At 40.2% G+C, this 20,441-nt stretch carries 18 protein-coding genes; 6 read left to right on the top strand and 12 right to left on the bottom strand.

Annotation, left to right across the window (positions count from 1 at the left end):
• Positions 1-116 precede the first annotated feature (116 nt).
• Entirely contained in the window at positions 117-1,127 is a 1,011-nt protein-coding gene (locus R2S08_RS23700; protein ID WP_316837465.1) for a glycosyltransferase, read from the top strand.
• Here R2S08_RS23700 and R2S08_RS23705 read toward each other — a convergent pair.
• From R2S08_RS23705 to R2S08_RS23755, 11 genes are read right to left on the bottom strand one after another with little or no spacing between them, the layout of a single operon-like run.
• Entirely contained in the window at positions 1,124-2,071 is a 948-nt protein-coding gene (locus tag R2S08_RS23705; protein ID WP_316837466.1) for a nucleotide-diphospho-sugar transferase, read from the bottom strand. The genes R2S08_RS23700 and R2S08_RS23705 overlap by 4 nt on opposite strands.
• Positions 2,072-2,074: 3 nt before the next feature.
• Complete coding sequence (locus R2S08_RS23710; RefSeq protein ID WP_316837467.1) at positions 2,075-3,178, bottom strand: glycosyltransferase family 1 protein; 1,104 nt, start codon at positions 3,176-3,178, stop codon at positions 2,075-2,077.
• Complete coding sequence (locus R2S08_RS23715; protein WP_316837468.1) at positions 3,171-4,004, bottom strand: glycosyltransferase family 2 protein; 834 nt, start codon at positions 4,002-4,004, stop codon at positions 3,171-3,173. The genes R2S08_RS23710 and R2S08_RS23715 overlap by 8 nt, the downstream gene beginning before the upstream one ends.
• Positions 4,005-4,032: 28 nt before the next feature.
• Positions 4,033-6,246, bottom strand: coding sequence for a glycosyltransferase (locus tag R2S08_RS23720; protein WP_316837469.1), 2,214 nt, complete (start codon positions 6,244-6,246; stop codon positions 4,033-4,035).
• A gap of 12 nt (positions 6,247-6,258) precedes the next feature.
• On the bottom strand, positions 6,259-7,188 hold the full coding sequence (locus R2S08_RS23725; protein WP_316837470.1) for a hypothetical protein: 930 nt from the start codon (positions 7,186-7,188) through the stop codon (positions 6,259-6,261).
• A gap of 26 nt (positions 7,189-7,214) precedes the next feature.
• Positions 7,215-7,952: a glycosyltransferase family 2 protein gene (locus R2S08_RS23730; RefSeq protein ID WP_316837471.1), complete on the bottom strand. Its 738-nt coding sequence runs from the start codon at positions 7,950-7,952 to the stop codon at positions 7,215-7,217.
• A 2-nt stretch (positions 7,953-7,954) separates the two neighbouring features.
• Positions 7,955-9,784: an ABC transporter ATP-binding protein gene (locus tag R2S08_RS23735; protein WP_316837472.1), complete on the bottom strand. Its 1,830-nt coding sequence runs from the start codon at positions 9,782-9,784 to the stop codon at positions 7,955-7,957.
• A gap of 57 nt (positions 9,785-9,841) precedes the next feature.
• Positions 9,842-10,828 (bottom strand): glycosyltransferase family 2 protein, encoded by a 987-nt coding sequence (locus R2S08_RS23740; RefSeq protein ID WP_316837473.1) that lies wholly within the window; start codon positions 10,826-10,828, stop codon positions 9,842-9,844.
• Positions 10,828-11,706, bottom strand: coding sequence for a glycosyltransferase family 2 protein (locus R2S08_RS23745; RefSeq protein ID WP_316837474.1), 879 nt, complete (start codon positions 11,704-11,706; stop codon positions 10,828-10,830). Before R2S08_RS23745 ends, R2S08_RS23740 begins: the two co-directional genes overlap by 1 nt.
• Positions 11,707-11,727: 21 nt before the next feature.
• Positions 11,728-12,933, bottom strand: a complete 1,206-nt coding sequence (locus tag R2S08_RS23750; RefSeq protein WP_316837475.1) for a glycosyltransferase family 87 protein — start codon at positions 12,931-12,933, stop codon at positions 11,728-11,730.
• A 43-nt stretch (positions 12,934-12,976) separates the two neighbouring features.
• The gene (locus R2S08_RS23755) at positions 12,977-13,633 is read right to left on the bottom strand and encodes a glycosyltransferase family 32 protein (protein WP_316837476.1); all 657 of its coding nucleotides are present in this window, start codon (positions 13,631-13,633) and stop codon (positions 12,977-12,979) included.
• A gap of 87 nt (positions 13,634-13,720) precedes the next feature.
• Here R2S08_RS23755 and meaB point away from each other — a divergent pair, with 87 nt between their 5' ends.
• From meaB to recG, 5 genes are all read left to right on the top strand, one after another.
• Positions 13,721-14,623: a methylmalonyl Co-A mutase-associated GTPase MeaB gene (meaB, locus tag R2S08_RS23760; protein ID WP_316837477.1), complete on the top strand. Its 903-nt coding sequence runs from the start codon at positions 13,721-13,723 to the stop codon at positions 14,621-14,623.
• Between the two features lie 377 nt (positions 14,624-15,000).
• Positions 15,001-16,344, top strand: a complete 1,344-nt coding sequence (locus R2S08_RS23765) for an OmpA family protein (protein ID WP_316837478.1) — start codon at positions 15,001-15,003, stop codon at positions 16,342-16,344.
• 73 nt (positions 16,345-16,417) lie between these two features.
• Positions 16,418-16,552 (top strand): DUF6728 family protein, encoded by a 135-nt coding sequence (locus R2S08_RS23770; RefSeq protein WP_316837479.1) that lies wholly within the window; start codon positions 16,418-16,420, stop codon positions 16,550-16,552.
• 65 nt (positions 16,553-16,617) lie between these two features.
• Positions 16,618-16,998 (top strand): RidA family protein, encoded by a 381-nt coding sequence (locus R2S08_RS23775; RefSeq protein WP_133783762.1) that lies wholly within the window; start codon positions 16,618-16,620, stop codon positions 16,996-16,998.
• Between the two features lie 26 nt (positions 16,999-17,024).
• Positions 17,025-19,130 (top strand): ATP-dependent DNA helicase RecG, encoded by a 2,106-nt coding sequence (gene recG / locus R2S08_RS23780; RefSeq protein WP_316837480.1) that lies wholly within the window; start codon positions 17,025-17,027, stop codon positions 19,128-19,130.
• Here recG and R2S08_RS23785 read toward each other — a convergent pair whose 3' ends face one another.
• The gene (locus tag R2S08_RS23785) at positions 19,131-20,342 is read right to left on the bottom strand and encodes a serine hydrolase domain-containing protein (protein ID WP_316837481.1); all 1,212 of its coding nucleotides are present in this window, start codon (positions 20,340-20,342) and stop codon (positions 19,131-19,133) included. It lies immediately after the preceding gene.
• Positions 20,343-20,441 lie beyond the last annotated feature (99 nt).

The raw sequence follows: 20,441 nt of genomic DNA on the forward strand, positions 1-20,441 counted from the left end.
TTAAAATAGATATACCTTTGTTACACCGATTGGAGCATAAGGAACCCCTTTATGTCATTGAGTTGATCAAGATATCAATTTTGGGAATGTATATTTGTTGAATTAAATAAACGGTAATGTCGGAAAGCAGCTTTGATTATTCTATTGTTATTTGTGCGTATAATTCTGATCCCCGCCTCCTGGGCAGATGCCTTGATGCCATTTACAATATAAATACGGTTGGTCTTAAGGTAGAGATGATCCTTGTGGATAATAATAGTCCTGTCCCTTTGAACACGGTTCCCTATATTCAGGATTACCTGAATAAGATAGATGGGATGAAAATAATCCTGGTTAAAGAGCAGGGCCATACCTTTGCTCGTATTGGAGGGGTAAATGAAGCTCAAGGTAAACATATAGTTTTTTTTGATGACGATAATGAGCCGGATGTTGATTATTTAATAGAGCTGGACAAGCTTTGTAAAAAATATAGTCATGTGACCGCATGGGGTCCTGGAAATATCTGGGTTGATTTTATTGACGGAATTGATCCTGCTCTGGAAGAATATGGGCGATCGGTATTTCAAGAACGGCATGAACCGTATATGGCTTATTCCAATATCAGAACCTGGCAGTCCTGTTATCCATTTGGAACCGGGATGGCTGTACAAGCTTCTTTTTTGAAAGCTTATGTTAAGCTGCAGGAAGAAGGTTTTTTTACATTGCCGGGGCGTAGAGGCAATCTGTTAAGCTGTGGTGAAGATGTGCAAATTGTTTTGTATTGTCTTAGAGAAGGCGGCTCTGCGGGTGTGGCGCCGGAATTGAAACTTAAACATATTATTCCAGCAAAAAGAGCGAATGTTGATTACATCAACAGACTGCTGTATGGTGCTTATGTTTGTGGAAGTAAGAGTATTCTGGAGGTGTTCCCTGAACATAGGGAAGTTCTGGAAAGGTCCTTTCTAAGTGCATCTAAGCTGGAGAGAAGGGCCTTTAAAAAATATTTTAAGCTATTTTTTAAAGGCGATATCTATAAAACTTTTGATTTTGTAAGTTATTTGGGCAACCATTGTGGAATTTATGATGCTTTAAAGCGGCCTGTTCCAAAAAGAATTAACTGGTTGATCAAAAAATTGAAGTTAGCCTAATGTGAGGTTTTAAACTTTTTCTTTAACCAGCGTTTAAATTGTCTTCTTAGTAAATTGTGTCTTTTCCAGCGTTCTTCAAGGTTAAAGTCGCGATTAAACATGGCGTAATCAGCCATTTTTTCGGGAAGAACATACTTCGGATAAGTAATTTCTGAAATTTCTTCTAATGGAATATTCGCATAAGGATTATCTGAATTTATCGTGTGGGTTGCATCTTCCCGGAAACCTATATTGCTGATCATGTTTACATTAGGGTTTACGGAAAGGCTGTTGTTAAAGTAGTTGGTAAAGGCCAGCTGATAATCCCAGGTGTCAATTTTACCTGCTTTAACGTCTTTAAAGATGTGTGTCCAGCTGTCTACCACAAACGGATCAGAGAAGATTTTGGCTAATTGCAGGGGAACCTCGTTTTCTTCATACTTTTTAAGATCTTTATCATAATCTTTCCAGACTCTTCTCCAGCTTGCCCAACCCCAAATATGGGTTTGGTTGGCATAGTAAACGGAAGCCTCGCCCCATTTTTTGCCGAGCTGGAGGTTGCTGCCGGCAATATGTCTTATGCGTGTATCGAAGCGATATTTTTCGAGGAGGGTGTCACAGTAATGAAAGAAACTATTGGCAGGCAAACAGTCATCTTCTAGAATAATTCCCTCTTCTTCCTGATCGAAAAACCATTGAATACCCGAGGATATAGCTTCTTTGCAACCAAGATTTTCTTTCCTGAATAAGGTCTTTACTTCACATTCCCAGTTGATCTTGCTTATAATTTCTATGGTTTCTTTGCAAAGGCGCTCGTCATCAATACGACCTGATCTTGGGCCATCAGCAGCGATATATAGTTTTGGAGGTTTAGCCTTACTGATTTCATTAAAGACCCTTAGGGTTGTGTCTGGTCTGTTGAATACCAGAAAGAGTACCGGCGATTTTACTTGGTAAGTAGACATAGCTTATTTTTTTTGACCAAAGGTTCTGTAAATGTTGAGTGTCTTGTCTATGCAGGACTCCATAGGGAATTTTTGAAGCTGCTGCCTTCCGCGGTTCACAAGTGTTAATGCTTTTTGCTTGTTTTCAACCACTTCTTCAAGTGCATTTAGAATGGAACTCTCCTCATAAGGATTAAAATATTGAATCGCATCTTCACCAATTTCTTTAAAGCAATCTGTTTGACTTGCAATGATCGGACAATCATTTTGAAAAGCTTCCAGGATCGGTAAACCAAAGCCTTCATATAAGGAAGGAAACAAAAAAGCCATTGCGTTTTTATACAAGCGGCTTAATGTTTCATCAGAAGCACTGATCTGCTGAACACGGTCTGAGATACCCAGACGAATAAACAATTCAAGCTCTGCGCTTTGAAACGCACCACCCCCTGCGCAAACAAGCTTGATCTCCGGGTTTCTTTTCAGGAAAGGGGTTAAGGCTGTTGCTAGTCTGGGAAAGTTCTTATAACCCTTTCTGTCTCCAACAAACAATAAATAATCCTGCTTTTTTTCTGAATCTGTAAGATCAGAAGTGACAGACATCTGCGGTCTAAAACCATGATGTACTACGGAAATACGATTTTCATCTACACCCAGGATGTTGATGATATCATTTTTGGTCGACTGCGATATGGCAATAATGTGCGCAGCGTTTTCTATGCAGCGCCTTTTGTAATTTACAAAAACATCTCCCGGCTCAAACATCTCCGGGAATAATTCATGAATCATATCATGAACGGTAATCACAAAGGGTTTTTTTATACTTTTAAGGAAATAGGGATTATAGTATGTGGGATGAAAAACATCATAGTTATCCTTTTTGATGAGGTATTCCGAATATTTCCTGTTCCATTTTTGTATGGATCTGTCTTTCTTTAAAAAAACTTTGGAAAGGTAGGACGGAAGGTAGGTGTTGTCCTTAATGTAGTAATTCTTGCTGTAAAGAACACCATTGTTAAAATGAATATCTGGCTGTTTTTCCAGTCCGGATTGAATACTGGCGAAGTATCTTGAGATACCGCCATAATGCTGCATAGTGAAAATCTGATGATCGTATAGTATGTTAAGCATTCTCTTTCTTAAATTTTGGTAAGAATAAAAGAACAATGTTCATAAATCCTTTCAGGGCCAGCCATGCAGGCTTGAACTTTTTAATAAAAAGGAATTGCTGAACTCGTTTAAGTTTTATAGCGTCAATATTGCGATAATCTTGTACAAACAGGGGGAAATATTTTTGAAGTGTTTTATTTTTATCCTGGTTCATTGCTTCCCGGTTATTCGCATTGGAAGAAATTCCCGTTGTATCATATATAGCAATCAGCATATCGATGTGTTTATAAGGGATGTTTCTCTTGCAAATGGCATAAATTAAGAATTCCCAGTCAGAAACAATTTTATACTCTTCATTGTAAAAGAAGAGTTCGTCAAAGAGGCTCCTCTTTATGAAACATGCCTGGTGATTTATGTTTTCTGTTAGAAAAAAAGAGAAGGAGAGCTGCTCTGGAAATATCCAGGGAACTTGGATGTCTTTTTCCTGATAGATCAAATCTCCATAATAAATACCACAGGTTTGATCTAAATAGGGTTCTATTTTTTGGATGATGGTTTGATCGTATAGCAGGTCTCCGCTGTTTAAAAAATATAAATAATCTCCTTTGGCAACCCGTATAGCCTTATTCATCGCATTGTAAATACCTTTGTCAGGTTCGCTAACCCAATACGTCAACCGATCGCCATGGGTTTCTATCAGTTCCTTGCTGCCGTCTGTACTACCGCCATCAATAATTATAAATTCAAAGTCATTAAGGCTGTTTTGGCTTAGAACACTATTGATTGTTTGTTCTAAACCCGTTTGATTATTATAATTAACAGTAATAATTGATAATTTTTTATTCATTATAAATGAAAGGGCTGTTTAAGGTAAATTAATCTAAAATTTGCTTATTCAAAGCTAGATTATTTAAAAGAGTATTCAGTTTCTTTGTCACATTTTCTGGTGTATATTCTTCCAGCGCATGGATGGAATTCTGCTGTATGCTATGCCACAATTCCGGGGATTCGTAGAGTTCAATGATTTTTGAGGCAAACTCAGCAGTTGTTTCTCCAACCAGCACATCTTTTCTGTCAGTGAGCCCCATACCTTCAATGCCAATATGTGTTGAAACAATAGGAAGGCCATATTCAAGACTTTGACCTATTTTTCCTTTCATTCCTGCGCCGTATCTCAATGGGGCAACAAATACCCTGGAATTGGTGAAATAGGGTTCTACATCATGGATAAAACCCGGAACGTCAATCCGGTCGCATTTTAAGGCAAGAACTTCGGGGCTGGGTTTACTGCCAAGTAAAATGAGCTTGATATCAGGATTGGTATTCCATACCAGGGGCATAATTTCATTTGCCAGCCATAATGCGGCGTCAATATTAGGCTCGTGTGCATAACTCCCGATAAAAATCAGGTCTTTTCGCTCGTTAAAACCTGGATTATTAGGATGATTTATATGTATTTCGTGTACGTTAGGTATAACCGCTACATTTTTTATACCGTTGGCAAGCAGGATTTGTTTTTCCACTTCAGTAACGGTGATGGTACAGCTGGCTTGTTTTGCCAGGTTTAGCTCCAGTTCTCTGATGGGTTTTATTTTTTCTTCGATCTTAACCGGATCTGTCCTGGAAAGTTCAAAGGCTCTTTGTAAACGGATAAAGTGTAGATCTACAGTATCGTAAAGCCATGGCATAGGCTTTAGGGCATGTATGGTTGGACCATAGATTTTATTAATATCCGGTCTAGATATCCAGGTCATGTCAATTGAACTTAATAGATCGGGGAGTATTTTTGTTAACTTTTCCTTAGGATACCGCGGACAGATTACCTTGATTCCCATATTGACCAGGGTACTGTAATAGGGATCGACCCTGGTTTCCTGATGTGCCATGAAGTAAACATCCAGACGTAAAGCCTTGAATATCTTAAGGATTTCGAACAATCTTTTTGAACCCGAATCCTGATCTGGTTTCAATAAGGTCGCATCAATAACTAGAATTGAGGCCGGTCTTTTAGTGGTGGTTGTGGATTCAAGAAATTGCTTGAGCTCGTTGCTCCATTTTGTTGTAAATAGTTGCTGTTCAGATTTGTTATCCGAGGGCTTTTGTTCGATTGCTCCAGAACTAAATCCTTCAAAATGGATGATCTTACTAAGAGGCTGATAGTATATACTTCTATTTGCTTTTGTCTTAACAGAAAAGCAAAAGCTGGCATCTGTATAGTCCCGGGTGCTAAAAAGGGTATCGAATTTTCCCGCTTCTTCAAATACATCTTTTCTAACAAGCAGGCAGGCAGAAGAACAGTAGCCCGTTTCACTAAGGTAATTGTATTTAAACTCTTCGGCATCTTTGTATTGGCCAAGGTAAATGCGTTCACCTGCCGGGTCTATAAAGCTGCCGGCTGCTTTAAGTAAACCATAGGGATAGACTAGTTTTGGACCTGCTACACCAGCTTTTGGATCATACTTGAATACATTTAAGAGGTTTTCCAGCCACTTTTCTCCAACTAAAATGTTGTTGTCAAGAAAACACAGAAACGCTCCCCTTGCCATTCCTGCAGCATGATTTTTTAAACATGTAAATCCTTTTTTCTCCTTGTCTTGAAGATGAACTATAGGTGTTGAGGTAAAAAAGTCGTCATTTTGCTTGGTGGAATCATCAGAAAGAAGGATAATTTCATAGGAAATACCTGTCGTGTTTTTCAGGATGGTACGAAGAATATTATAGGTATATATAAAATCATTGGATGATGAAATAATGATGGAAACCAGGGGATTTGAAAAATTCGGAAATGTCAGAGGCCTATACTCCTTTTGTAAGTCAGAACGGGCATCGCCCAAAGCATCAAAACCCAATAATCTAAGTAAAAGCGCTTTTATGGAAGGAGAGGTCAGGTTCCTGAAAGTTGTTTTATTCCATCTGAATAGACGGAGAAAAATCAAGAAAAACCGCTTCAGGTAGAGCGAAAGCAAATCAGGTGAAAATAGATGTACAGACTGGCCTTCCTCTTTTTTTGAATAATATTTTTGGACGATCTCAAATCCTGTGCTCCTGTTTTGCATGTCCATCCATCTGCCGATCTTTTTTAAACTCATAAGCCGGTTATTTTATTTTTTCTTCTTTAGAAATTTAGAGAGAAATGGCTTCTTCTGCTCATAGGCCCATTTTGTTCCTGAATACAGCTTCACTCCGGATGCAATCATTTTTTCCTGGTATAAGTCGTAAAGCGGCTTTACGTCGGGATTGCTTGTAAATGTATACCGGTAGTTTCCGGAAATTTCATGTTGGTTGTATTTATAAGAGCTAAAGTGGTAGAATTTTAAGGATACACTGTCGTTTACAAAGAATTTATTGTCTTTATGACTTAAGGAGCGTTCATGTAAGTTCCACGGGCCCATGTTGCAACCTTGATCAAACAGGATTTTAGTCGATCCGGGGAAAAATAACGGGACATAATTGATCCATAACTGGTCAACAAAGAGCCCGTGCCGGGTTCTGTTGTACCCCATATTCAAGGTTCTGTTTTCCCACCAGTCCAGAAGCTTCATGTAGTCACCTTTATTTGTAAGTCCAAGATAACCCAGGTTGTACAAACCGTGGTTCAAAAATAAATTCTCGTTTGGTGAGCCTTCCTGCCATGGGATAGGCGTTATGATATGAGGAGTTAAGAGAATAGAGGCTTGTTCAAAATGAACATCAAGGTTGGTGATTTCGTCAAACAATTCAATGTCCGGATCAAAATAGTGTACGATTTCTGCTCCTTTTTCATTAAACAGGTGCTTAAAGGCGGAGGCTTTGACGCAAGTATTCAGCTCAACAATATCGTATTTTTTGATCAGGCCGGAGAATTCTATAGGGAGTGTTTTGGCCAGAATAAATTCAATGCCAGGAAAATCTTTATAGTCGATTTCCGGATGCAGTTCATCTACCAGGAACAAATAGCATTTATAGTCTTTTGCAAATTTCTGTATAGAGGAGAAGAGAATCCGGGCTTGTGCAAGATAGTTGTTTGTACAAATCGTAAAGGCTGCTTTCATGGGATTGATCGTTATGGTGAGGATTCTTATCTGAACATTTTTTGTATACTGCGAAAGATATTTCTTGCCGTATAGAATATATAAACATCTGGTGGGAAAATCTCTTTGGTAATCTGTACCCGGTCTTCTTCGAAGGCTGTATCTACAGGGCTTGCTCCTGAGGTGCCTAAGTCATTAAACTTTGAGACAACCAGGTCGATATAGGTGAAATTATAATTACTTTTAAAGTACAACTGGATATTTACAAAATAATCTGCCCATATTTTATATTTGGTCTGATACGTATATTTTTCAAATACGCTGGATGGATAGAAAACGGTTTGATGATTGAAATTATGTTTACTTAAGCTGTATCTGTTCATTTTACCAAACCGGACGGTTTTTTTGTGAAGATAATAGGCATCGCCATACAGGATCTCATTTTCCTTCGGCCTATGGCTAAAAACCTTCGATAAGACATGATGATCCATGAGCTCGTCATCCGCACCCAGAAAATAAATCCACTCACCGGAACAGTTTTTTATGGATTTATTCATCGCGTCGTAAATCCCATTGTCTTTTTCTGAGGAGAAAAAGGCAATTTCAGGCATATATTTTTCAATGATCCCGGTGGTGCCATCTGTGGAAAGCCCATCCAAAATAATCAACTCAAAGTTACTGTATTCTTGTTCCAGGACACTTTTAATTGCTTTTTCGATTGTATTTACTGCATTTCTGACAACGATTACAATACTGACTTTGGGAAGTGAGGGCAGAGAAGTCATGTCTAGTCTGTAAATGTTTGCATATCTATCAGCCGTCTGTAAAGTCCGTTTGCAGCCATGAGTTCTGAGTGGTTTCCGGTCTCTACGATTACTCCTTTGTCAATAACCACAATGGTGTCTGCATGCTGTATGGTACTCAGTCGGTGAGCAATTACAATGGATGTGCGGTTTTTCATGAGGTTATTTAAAGCATCTTGTACCAGTTTTTCTGATTCCGTATCCAAAGCTGAGGTGGCTTCATCTAAAAGCATGATCGGTGGATTGGCCAGTACAGCTCTTGCAATACAGACACGCTGTCTTTGTCCGCCGGATAAGCGGTTTCCACGGTCTCCAACAAAAGTTTGATAGCCCTGTTCGGTATGCAGAATAAATTCATGGGCATTGGCAATTTTGGCTGCTGCTATAACTTCTTCCTCTGTGGCCTCTGGTTTGGCGAATGCGATGTTGTTGAAGATGGTGTCGTTAAACAGGAAGGATTCCTGGTTCACAATACCCATTTGCTCCCGGATACTTTCTACGGTAAGGTCTTCATAGGCTCTTCCGTCAATTTTAATCACGCCCGATTTAGGGTCATGAAAGCGTGGAATGAGATCCATGAGTGTACTCTTTCCTCCACCAGATGGACCTATTAGCGCTACGGTATTACCTTTAGGTATGATGAGGTTAATGTCTTTTAACACTTCTTTTGTTCCATAGTTAAAGGAAACGTGTTCCAGGCTTAATGCGTGGTGAAAACCTTCCAGTTTGGATGCTTTGGGTTTATTAACTAATTCTGGTTTTGTATCTATAAGTTCTAAAACCCTTTCTCCCGCCGCAATCCCGGAATGTATTCCTGCAAATGAATCGGTCAGTGCTTTAGCGGGTCTCATGACCTGGGAGAAGATGGCGATATAGGCAATAAACTGGTTGGTGGAAAGTGCTCCCGGTTCGTGGCTCATGATCAATGTACCTCCATACCAAACAATGAAAGAAACCATAACCACGCCTAAAAACTCAGAGACTGGAGAGCCTAGCTGCTGCCTTCTGATCATCTTTCTGTTCAAATTAGAATAGAACACGTTTTCTGCATGAAACTTGTCTTTTATCCTTTCGCTTGCATTGAAAGCTTTGATGATTTTTATGCCACCCAGTGCTTCATCCAGGAACCCGATCATTTTTGCAAAAGATTCGTGCGCGGCTTTAGCTTGCTGTTTTATCCTTTTGACAATTTTACTAATGATAAATCCGGAGATCGGGATAACCATCAAAGAGAATAAAGTAAGTTTTACCGAAATGGACAACAGCACAATAATGTAAAAAATAAGTGTAAGTGGTTCTTTGAAAACCACCTGCAAAGTATTGGTTACTGTAAATTGCACCACTTGAACATCGGAAGCGACTTTTGAAATAATGTCTCCTTTGCGTTCGTTGTTGAAAAAACCAACATGCATGTTCATTACATTATTGAACACGGTTTTACGGAGGTTCAATAGCGTATGGACCCGGAGATCTTCCATAATCCGCTGGGAAAAATACCTGAAAATATTAGACAATAAGACGGAGACAACAATAATGACGCAGACATAAGTCAGGGTGGGTATGGGGCCGTGCGTATTAATGGAATTGTTTACAAAGTCTCCGAACTTGCCTGTAATATCGAATGCAGAGGTGGAGGTTTTGCTAACTTTATGTACCGTTTTTGAATCAACCGAAATGAGGGTCTGGAAAAGCGGTGAAAGAAGGGTCAGGTTTAATACGCCAAATATAACCGAGAGCAGGGTTGCAATGATGTAGGGTATCGCAAATTTCTCTATGGGTTTTGCAAAGGATAATAAACGAAAATATGTTTTCATCAAAAAAAATTAGGGAGCAAAGTTACGTTTTCTATTTTTAATAAAGACAAATGCTGCTTAGAGGTATTGAACAGACTTCTCTGCTACAGATTTGTTAATGAAGTTAATAACATCCTGAACTTCAAGGGAGGATTGGTATTGTTCTTTTAAAGCAACCAATCTTTTTTTGGATGCCCGTATTTGAGGAAGGTGCTGAAGATATTCTTTATAGCTTGCGTACATCCAGCTTTTGCCAAGAATGAGTTTTGGTAAAACTTCCAATAGGACTAAGTAAGTTGGCCAGATCAGCGCTCTGAACCCTTCAAGATGGATGCTGTGAAAAATAAATCTGTTCCGGAAATAGATTTTCTTCATGAACGTGGACTTGAGTTGGGTGCTGGTGCTGCCGCTCACCTGGTGAAAACACACCGACCGGTGTTCATAATAACATTTCCAGCCCAATAGCCATGCCCTTAAAGAAAGATCTGAGTCTTCAGAAGAAAAGGGGGAATAAATTTCATCGAAACCATTTAATGCTTTGAGTTTCCTGGTGTCTACAAGGGCATTGGCTCCAGACAGATAAGCGGTAAATACTTGTTGATCTTGCGGATCCTTGCTGTAATAAAAGCGGTTTGCTTTAAGCCTGCAACCTTTGCGGAACAATATACGTGCTGCATCTTCAATCTTGCTGCCATCTGCTTTCATAATACAGCCCATTACCCCAAAAGTATCCTCTTGCTGAAAATAGGACCATTGCTTTTCGAAATAATCTGCACTTAGCCTGACATCGGAATTTAACAGGAAGGTGAGTTCATGGACTGCGGCTTTTATGCCTTGATTGCAAGTATAGGAGAAGCCTCTGTTTTGATCGTTAATGAGAAGTTTAATTCCGGGGTAAGTGTTTTTTAGGAAAGATATGCTGTCGTCTTTTGATCCATCGTCTATAACAATAATTTCGTAAGGCACATCTGCTTGTTTTGCTGCTGTAATCACAGAGGGCAGGTAGGCTTCCATTAGATGTTTACCATTATAATTTGGAATAACGATGGATAGGCTTTTCTTCATTATTTAACGATTTTATAGTTTCGGTATTCGAATAACCGAATGCCTGTCAGATCTTCTATTTTCTGGAGGGTCCTTCTCCGAAAGTTCATTTTAGGGGTCATTTTGGTAATGTCCTGGTCGAAGGACCAGTTCGTTGCCTTAATCCTGTCCTGAATAACTGCGGGGTGTGTTTCTTTAAATTTAACCAATCGATCTGCATTGCGCATATCAAAGGTGTTTTGAACGGGAAGATTTTCTTCTATCCAGGACTCTGTCTGGTAGAACTGATTGAAATTTCTTACTTTTCCCTGCAGTGCTTTTGGGGTTTTAACCCAGCCATAGTGGTAAACATAGGCGTCGATCAGTTTAACATGGAGCTTCCTGTCATTGATGCGAAATCCCTGTGCATCTCTGTAGGAATGGATGCCGGGTATATTTTTGAGTATGCGTACCTCTCGCCGGTACCAGCGTCTGGATTCGGCAAGATAGTCGTAGGAGGCATAGAAATGACGGTATTTTAAAAGCAGTGCTTCGACGTTTTTGTCGTTCAGATTTTCTTCCATCTCTCTGCGGATCAGGGGAAGGTATTTTTCGTGAATACACTCATCTCCCTGGATATAAATCATCCAGTCCGTGTCGGGAGAAATAGCCGCTATTGCTTTGTCTGTTTCTAAGGCAAATACTTGTCCGCCTTCTCTGAGGCTGTCGTCCCAGACGGTATCAATAATTCGTATTTTATCGGGGGCAATACTTTTGACCAGTGCTGCGGTTTCATCTGAAGAGTTGCCCAAGGCAACAACAAATTCGTCACATAGGGGCAGCACAGAACGGATCGCTTCACTTACAGGATAGTCATTTACAATTGCATTTCTGATAAAGGTGAAGCCGGTAACTTTCATTGCTGCTGTTTTTCTGTTAATTTACAAAGATAGGGTTTCCGTTTGTGCAGGCTCGTCGCTGTTCAGGAAATTTTTGCAAAGAAGCTGATAACTGAGATAGAACCAGATGAGCGCACAGGGAAGAGCTTTAAGCGAATAGCGCATAATATAGTTGTCGCGGATATATCTTGGAATAAAGTCTGTGAGTGCCAGTGTGGTGAAGATAATCGAGAAAATAAACAAGGCAATTACCTCAGGTTTGACCGGTCTGTCCTGGATCATAAACCAGATGGCTACTCCAGTGAAGGCAATGATATAAGTCTGGGATTCGGAGGAATTGCTGAAAACAACAGTGAAAATCAAGGTTGAAGCCAGGTACATAAGTCGGAAAGACTCTGATTTATATTGCTTGATTCTTAAATAAGGGAGGCAGAATAAAATTGCCCCTCCAAGTAAAAAAGGCCAGTTCGGAATAGATGGGTCATGCAGCGTTCGCCTAAAAATGCCCATGATAGATACATCCTGCCAGGAAACAAGGGTTGCATTTTCCAGTTGTTTTGCCGCCAGAGAAACGGACCAGTCTTTATAACACTGAAGAATGTATTCCGGAGTAAAGAAAAACATAGGGAGGATCAGGAAAACCACAGCCCAAAAAATACAATAGGCAATAAATTTCGGTTTCTCTTTGACAAAGAAAAAGAAAGCCAGCCCGACGATGCCATATAGCTTTATATATGTTCCTAAGAAGATCAGAAATGCTGCGAAAAAATTGTTCTTCTTATTGATCATGGTATACGAAAGTATAATGATGGCCGTGATAGAGGGATTGATTTGAAAGGAGAACAAGGAAGAAAGCAATTCATTACTGATGATCCAGTAAACCGCGGTCACTTTTGGGTTTTTTAAGGGAAGCGTAGACACTGCATAGAATAAGGCAGAGATGTTTACAATTTGCCAGAGGAACATTCCGACAAATTTAGGGAGCAGGGTAAAAGGGGCAATGATTAAGGCGAACAATGGGCCGTAATGGTTCATGTCGCCATATTCTGCAGGATACCTCAGGTACAGGTTGAGGCGGTCTAGCGCATGGTAAAATGTATGGGTAAAAATAAGGTAGTTGTTGTGCTCAGCTCCTGATCTTAATTGCTTTAAGGTAGCCACGATGGCCAATATAACCCATACAGAAAAAATGAATTTCCTGTTGTTGAATAACTTTTCTAAAAAGAGTTGCGTTTTTATTTGGTTCATTGCCTTTTTATAATTTTTGGCCTGGACGATGATGATAAGAAACCTATTTCGTGCGAAGAACAGGTTGTGTTTGCTGTAATTTTTTCCAGTGCTCTCCTTTTTTATAGAGGGAGAGTTTGCTTAGGGGGTACTTAAATTTAAGGTGCCCATTGTAGTCTACGCCCAATAAACGGTAAGGGGTATCGGGATGTTCTGCCAGACATTGATTAATTGCATTGGTATAAGCGGTCGGGCCTGTCATTTTATGGACGTCATGCGGGTATCTGTTGTGTTTGATGTTGTCACAAACCAGCTCCATGGTGTATTGCAGAAAGGGGTGGTTGGCCGCATAGACCAAAGCCCATTGTACATAAAGGCCCGGGTTTCCTTCTTCGGAAATGATGGCGGTATCGTCTGGTCTTATAAAATTATTAAGGCTTCCTTTTATACTGCTGTCAATATCCAGATAGACTCCGCCTTTTTTTAATAAGACAGCATACCTGAAAAAATCAGCTTTGGCTGCGCCGATGTTTAATCTCCGGTAGAGTTCAAGGGTCTCCACATTATATTCCTGTTCAAGAAACCGCTCTATCCTTGCATCATCGTAGAACTCATAACCGTAGTCAGGGTTCTTTTTTCTAAATCTTGAAATATGCCATCGGGTAAGGAAGGGCAATTTTTCTGACTTAAAAGTTTGATGTATGATTTTTGGTATGGACATGGTCGAAATAATGTGCTAAGCTACCACTTCATTATAAACTCTGCAAATAATCAGGAAATTCCATTTCTTTGCATAGAGGATTTTAAAATGAATACCAGTGATGCCCTCCTGGAGGGAATAAAACAAGGAAACTTTATTGCACTGGCCAGGGCCTTAACCCTGGTGGAGAATGATATTGCTCCTGCCGGACAGTTGCTCCGGCAGCTCCCTGCCAGGGACAATGTGCCGGTTATTGGAATTACCGGCCCCCCGGGAGCAGGAAAGAGTACACTGGTCAATGCGATTACTTCTCATTTGGTACTGAAAAACAAAAGAATTGCCATTTTGGCGGTTGATCCTACTTCTCCATTCAATTTCGGTTCTTTGCTTGGTGACCGGATACGGATGGCACAGCAATTCAATAATCCAAACGTTTATATCCGGTCTGTGGCTACAAGGGGCGCTTTGGGGGGGATTTCAGCGAAGACTATTGAGATGGTGGATGTGATGAGGGCTGCGGATTTTGACCTGATTTTAGTGGAGACGGTTGGTGTGGGGCAATCAGAGCTGGAAATTGCTGGTCTGGCAGATCGTACAGTTGTGGTGCTGGTTCCCGAATCGGGAGATGAGATCCAGAACATCAAGTCGGGATTGATGGAAATTGCGCAGGCCTTTGTGGTCAACAAAGCAGATCGGGAAGGTGCGGATACATTTGCGAATAACCTCAGAAAAATGCTGCGTCAGCAGGAGCCCATTGTACCTGTTTTTAAGACGGTTGCGGATAAAAATGAAGGTGTTGCAGAATTTTGTTCCTGGTTGATGAAACCCTTAAAATTCGGTAACGACAGAAAGCCTTATCTGATGGCTGAAAAAGCTTTTAAGATTTTGCAGCATTATAGAATGTCTGATATCGACCGGGTAAAATTGAGGAAAGACCTGCGAACGGCCATGTTAGAGCCGGGGTTTAATATTTATAGGTTTGTAGACCAGTGGGATCATAAGTCTGTATAAAAAAGTGGACTCTTGTATAGTATAAGGGTGTTTAATTCAAGGATCACCCTCAATAATTTATTCAGGAATAACAATCGCCGGAAATGAATTTTTTATGACAAAATCAGTTCAGCTTTTTTTTTACTCATGTCAGTTGTGGTCTAAATGGTTGTTCTGTAGTAGTTTATGGTCACTATGTGAAGTTTATTTATTTAATGTATGTGTATATGTTACACTGGTTATGAATGAATTATGGTTTTTATAAGCCTATTTTGTCTTTGTTTTCAAGTTTGGAACAGTGTTTGTATAAGTGTTTGAGAATTTAAAAATTTGTTTAATTTTGCTACACAAAAAAATTATACAATTAAAATTTGTTTAACCTTAAAAAAAAGAAAATCATGAATTATTCTACTTTAAAAAAGGGTCTGGCAGTTTCTTTTGTCGCTTTAATGGGAGCTACGACTCTTGTTAACGCACAGGATGCTCCTGCTGCTTCCCCGTCTTCGGCCAAGGTATTTGGTGGAAGGGGCCAGTACAGAACCTGGTCAATCGGTGTAAACGCGGGAGTTTTATCTCCGTTCGTTGCTATCGGTGGTTCTAACGATTTCAAAAATGCTGAAGTTAACTTAGGTTACGGATTGTCTTTGAAAAAACAATTAGGTCATGCATTTGGTCTGGAAGGTAACATTTTCCGCGGAAAAATCTCTGGTACTAACAAAGACATGCCAGGTGGTGTTGCAAATGGTGTAAAATCATTTGAAACTGATTTGGCTTATGCTGCTGACTTAAGAGGTGTTGTTAACGTTGCAACTGTTGACTTTTTACGTCGCGAAAATTCAGTTAACTTCTTCGTATCTCTTGGTTACGGTTTAGCTGCTTATGCTCCTAAAGTTACTGCTGCAAACGGAACAGTTACTGACTGGAAAGATAAAGCTGGTGATAACCACGACAAAACTTACGTTAAAGAATCTTACATCCCAGTTGGTGCTGGTGTGAAATTTAAAGTTTCTGACCGTGTTGCTTTCAACTTAGGTTATACTATGCACTTTGTTGACGGTGATAACTTAGACGGAGTTTATGCAAAAGGAACTACTAAAGACAAATTCTCTTACGGATATGCTGGTCTTGAGTTCTCTCTGGGTTCTAAATCTAAACCAGATTTGGAATGGGTGAATCCATTGGCTTTGATGTATGATGAATTGAAAGATCCTTCATTGCGTCAAGAAGTTGAAGCACTTAAAACTCGTGTTTCTAACGTAGAAAAATCAGTTGAAGATTTGAAAAAAGATTCAGATGGTGACGGTGTAGCTGATCAGTTTGACAAATGCCCTGGAACTCCAGCTGGTACTGCTGTTGACGGATCTGGATGTCCACTTCCAAAAGCAGAAGTTGTAGCGCCTGTTTCTAGCAATGTAACTGGTTTCGAGCCAATCCAATTTGAATTCAACAGTTCAGTTTTAAAAACTGAGTCTTATCCAACCTTAGATAAATTATCTTCAGGATTACGTGAAAACGGTGGTAAAGTAACTTTAAAAGGTTATGCTTCAAGCGAAGGTACTGCTGCATATAACTTGAAATTATCTAAAGACAGAGCTAACTCTGTTAAAACTTACTTAGTAAACTCTGGTGTTAATTCTAGCGCTGTAGTAACTAAAGGTTATGGTGAAGCTAACCCAGTTGCTTCTAACGATACTGAAGAAGGTCGTATCCAAAACCGTCGTGTTGAATCTTCAAGAAACTAATCTTTCTTAAGAACATACAAAAAAAAGAGGGCTTCGATTTCGGAGCCCTCTTTTTTTATTTATACATTTGTGTATGTACTTCTTCAGAAAGAAAGACGATAGCCGGCCAACTAATATTAATATTAAGATCATGCATTTTATCAATGCACTGGCTATACTTATCTTTCTTGCAGGTATCATATGGAAATTGATCCAATCTTTGTTGTAATTGAAACGGGGATGGTTTTTATTCGCCGATAAATTCCTTCTGATATAAAAAATATAAATAAGCAGATGAAACAGATTATACAAACAAACGATGCACCGGCTCCAATCGGGCCTTATAGCCAGGCGGTTTTAGCCAATGGTTTTCTTTATGTTTCAGGACAGATTGCCATTAATCCGGCTACCGGTGAATTGAACCAGAGTTCTCTGGCAGAAGAAACACAGCAAGTGATGCGCAACCTTCACGCAGTACTGTTGGAGGCTGGATTTGGATTTGAGCACATTCTTAAAACAACCATCTTCCTTTCAGACATGAGCCTGTTTAATGAAGTGAATGAGATCTACGGCTCTTATTTTCTAAAAGACTTTCCTGCAAGGGAAACGGTTGCTGTAAAGGGTTTGCCTAAAGGTGTCAATGTCGAGATCTCTGTAGTTGCTTTTAAAGCATAGCTTAACACTTTGAAACCGGAGTTGTTTTGCTGACAGAAGTATTAGAGTCGCCTATTGAATACCTGAAAGGTGTTGGACCTAAACGTGCCGAACTCTTGAAAAAAGAGTTGGGCATTTTTTCTTATGTCCAGCTGTTAAATTATTACCCGTTTCGTTACATAGATCGTACCCGCTTTTATAAGATTAATGAACTTCAGCCAGATCAGCCGCTGGTTCAGATCATAGGAAGGATTACAGACCGGCAGATCATTGGCGATAAGCACAAAAGAAGAATTGTTGCCAGGCTTACAGATGAAACAGGAAGTATGGAGCTGGTCTGGTTCCAGAGCCTGAAATGGGTCGAGGAAAATGTGATGCGGGGTAAGGTATACATCGTTTTCGGCAAACCGAATATGTTTAACGGGACTTTCAGTATATCACATCCGGAACTTGAAAATTATCCCAGGCCTGCAGGCATCACAGGAAACCTGACGCTGCAGCCTATTTATAATTCGACCGAAAAATTAAAGAAACATTTTCTGGATAGTAAGGGGATTCAGAAACTTCAAAGTTTATTGATTGAGCAGCACATCCGTGAGGTTAAGGAGACTTTGCCGGGCTATATTACAGATAAGTATAAACTCGTTCGTAAGAGAGAGGCTTTACAAAACATCCACTTTCCTGCAAATGCCCAGTCATTGCAGGATGCGGAACGACGGCTTAAGTTTGAGGAGCTTTTTTTCATACAGCTTCAGTTGCTGAACAGTAAACAACAGCGGACCCTGAAATTTAAAGGTGCAGTCTTTGATAAAGTGGGCGATAAGATCAATACTTTTTACAAAGAAATCCTTCCTTTTGAATTGACCAATGCCCAAAAAAGGGTGATCAAAGAGATTCGCCTGGACACACAAAGAGGGGCACAAATGAACAGGCTTGTGCAGGGGGATGTAGGAAGCGGAAAAACAATTGTGGCTTTAATGAGTATGCTGCTGGCCAACGATAACGGTTATCAGGCCTGTATGATGGCGCCTACAGAGATCCTTGCCCGTCAGCATTACCAATCATTGGTTTCTCTGGTTAAAGAGGATTTTGTAAAGGTGGCTGTGTTAACCGGGAGCACCACCAAGAAGCAGCGCAATCTGCTGCATCAGCAGCTGGAAAACGGAGAGATAGATATTCTTGTAGGTACTCATGCATTGATTGAGGATAAGGTTCAATTTAAAAACCTGGGTTTAGTGGTGATTGATGAACAGCATCGCTTTGGTGTAGAACAGAGGGCTAAACTCTGGAGAAAGAATAGTGTGCCTCCACATATCCTGGTGATGACGGCTACACCTATTCCGAGAACACTGGCGATGACTTTATATGGCGATCTGGATGTTTCAATTATTGATGAGCTTCCTGCCGGCAGAAAGCCTATAGAGACCAGGCATCTTTTTGAAGGGCAGCGTTTACGGATGTTTGGCTTTATGAAAGAAGAAATCAGAAAGGGGCGCCAGGTTTATGTGGTATATCCGCTGATTAAAGAAAGTGAAAAGCTGGATTTGTTGTATCTGGAAGCAGGTATAGAGCAAATGCGCTATCAGTTCCCCTTGCCCGATTTTCAAATCAGTATTGTTCACGGTAAGATGTCCAATGCCGATAAGCAGTTTGAAATGCAGCTTTTCGTAGAAGGTAAAACGCAGATCATGGTGGCTACGACTGTAATTGAAGTTGGAGTAAATGTTCCTAATGCGTCGGTCATGGTGATTGAGCATGCCGAGCGTTTTGGTTTGTCACAACTGCACCAGCTTAGAGGGCGCGTTGGAAGAGGGGCTGAACAATCTTTTTGCATCCTGATGTCTGGAAATAAGCTGACCAAGGAGGGGAAACTTCGGCTGGAAACGATGGTCCGGACGAATAACGGGTTTGAGATTTCGGAAACCGATTTACAATTGAGAGGGCCGGGAGATTTATCTGGTACCCAGCAAAGTGGTGTACTGGATCTCAAGCTTGCAGATCTGGCTAAAGATCAGGTGATCCTTCAGGAGGCCAGGAATACAATTATTGAAGTGTTTGAGGAAGATCCAACACTTTCACTTCCTCAAAATCATCTGTTACGTTCTTACCTGGAGAAAAAGAACCAGGGGATATCTTTCGATAAGATCTCCTGATTAGTCTTCATCACTGCCAGGCAGTGACCCATTTCCGGAATAAGCACCTTTGCGGATCACAGGCATTTTCAGGTATTTATACAGGTCATCTAAGTGCAGTAAACTTCCGTTGGTCAGGTTGCCCAGGAAGATCACTACGATGTTCTTGTCGAGGTCACGAACATAAATATGTCTGAATCCATGCCACCAGCCGGTGTGGTAAACAACTTTTCTGCCGTTTTCGCCGTCAAACATTCTCCAGCCGTAGCCGTAGTTAAAATGTCCGTTGATGGCTTTATTGTGGCCGGTATAAGCAGAGTCCAGGCTCGGCTTGGTCAACAATCTGCCTGTGCGTAAGGCATTGTCATATAAAACAAGGTCGTGTACTGTACTGTAAATTCCTTTGTCACCTACTGGCCCGTCCAGGAAATTCTGAACAACAGAGTATCTCCAGGTGCGGTCATGGCCAACAACATCAACAGGGATTTTAGGATATACCGTGGTAGAGTAAACATGGGTATGCTTCATGCCTGCTGGTTTAAATACATTTTCCATCATATAATCGGCATATTTCTTTCCGGTTACTTTTTCTATAATCGCACCAAGGACCATGAAATTGGAATTGTTGTAATGGAAGCGGGTATCGGGAGCAGCATAACGTGCAGGCTTATATTCGGCAATCAGGTTCATAACATCCATATTGCTCATCGGCTTTTTCTTATCTTTCCAGATCCCGTCTGTGAAATAGACATAATTCATCATTCCGCTGCGGTGAGAAAGGAGCAGTTTAATATTGATCCCGTCATAGGGGAAATTTGGGAAGAACTTCTTCACGTCATCTTTTAAAGAAAGTTTTCCTTTTTCAATGAGCTGCATAATGGCTACGCTGGTAAAAGTTTTGGTTACGGAAGCCAGTTCAAATTCTGAATTGATTTTCAGGCTGTCCCTGTGCAGATAGTCTGCCCATCCTATTGCCTTTTCATAAATGATCTTGCCGTCTTTGGCCACCAGCATATTGCCGTTAAATCCATATTTCTTATGTAAATTCTGTACGAAATCTGCTATGAATTTATTCCCCTTTGCAGGATTGTAAACGAGTAAAAGACTGTCGGCTTTATCGTCATTTTTAGTTCTTACGTGAGGATCAGCAGCGGCTTTTTTATTGGAAGAAGAGCAATTTGTAAATAGAAAAGTGGCCATAACAGCCACGGCCAGAATATTACGGTAGGTCATGAATTGATAAGTTCTTTTTAAAAGCTGGAAAAATAAGAAATAATACTCCTTTTAACGTAAAAGAGTTTTAAACATTATCATCTTCATTACATTTCCATA

This window comes from Pedobacter nutrimenti (assembly GCF_032678445.1).
Taxonomy (GTDB): Bacteria; Bacteroidota; Bacteroidia; order Sphingobacteriales; family Sphingobacteriaceae; genus Pedobacter; species Pedobacter nutrimenti_A.

Bases quoted from the DNA above. Each gene is read 5' to 3' on its own strand.
- R2S08_RS23735 (WP_316837472.1), bottom strand. From the start codon at position 9,784: ATGAAAACATATTTTCGTTTATTATCCTTTGCAAAACCCATAGAGAAA.
- R2S08_RS23785 (WP_316837481.1), bottom strand. From the start codon at position 20,342: ATGACCTACCGTAATATTCTGGCCGTGGCTGTTATGGCCACTTTTCTA.
- R2S08_RS23715 (WP_316837468.1), bottom strand. From the start codon at position 4,004: ATGAATAAAAAATTATCAATTATTACTGTTAATTATAATAATCAAACG.
- R2S08_RS23700 (WP_316837465.1), top strand. From the start codon at position 117: ATGTCGGAAAGCAGCTTTGATTATTCTATTGTTATTTGTGCGTATAAT.
- R2S08_RS23705 (WP_316837466.1), bottom strand. From the start codon at position 2,071: ATGTCTACTTACCAAGTAAAATCGCCGGTACTCTTTCTGGTATTCAAC.
- R2S08_RS23755 (WP_316837476.1), bottom strand. From the start codon at position 13,633: ATGTCCATACCAAAAATCATACATCAAACTTTTAAGTCAGAAAAATTG.
- R2S08_RS23720 (WP_316837469.1), bottom strand. From the start codon at position 6,246: ATGAGTTTAAAAAAGATCGGCAGATGGATGGACATGCAAAACAGGAGC.
- meaB (WP_316837477.1), top strand. From the start codon at position 13,721: ATGAATACCAGTGATGCCCTCCTGGAGGGAATAAAACAAGGAAACTTT.
- R2S08_RS23765 (WP_316837478.1), top strand. From the start codon at position 15,001: ATGAATTATTCTACTTTAAAAAAGGGTCTGGCAGTTTCTTTTGTCGCT.
- R2S08_RS23745 (WP_316837474.1), bottom strand. From the start codon at position 11,706: ATGAAAGTTACCGGCTTCACCTTTATCAGAAATGCAATTGTAAATGAC.
- R2S08_RS23775 (WP_133783762.1), top strand. From the start codon at position 16,618: ATGAAACAGATTATACAAACAAACGATGCACCGGCTCCAATCGGGCCT.
- R2S08_RS23710 (WP_316837467.1), bottom strand. From the start codon at position 3,178: ATGCTTAACATACTATACGATCATCAGATTTTCACTATGCAGCATTAT.
- R2S08_RS23740 (WP_316837473.1), bottom strand. From the start codon at position 10,828: ATGAAGAAAAGCCTATCCATCGTTATTCCAAATTATAATGGTAAACAT.
- R2S08_RS23750 (WP_316837475.1), bottom strand. From the start codon at position 12,933: ATGAACCAAATAAAAACGCAACTCTTTTTAGAAAAGTTATTCAACAAC.
- R2S08_RS23730 (WP_316837471.1), bottom strand. From the start codon at position 7,952: ATGACTTCTCTGCCCTCACTTCCCAAAGTCAGTATTGTAATCGTTGTC.
- R2S08_RS23770 (WP_316837479.1), top strand. From the start codon at position 16,418: ATGTACTTCTTCAGAAAGAAAGACGATAGCCGGCCAACTAATATTAAT.
- R2S08_RS23725 (WP_316837470.1), bottom strand. From the start codon at position 7,188: ATGAAAGCAGCCTTTACGATTTGTACAAACAACTATCTTGCACAAGCC.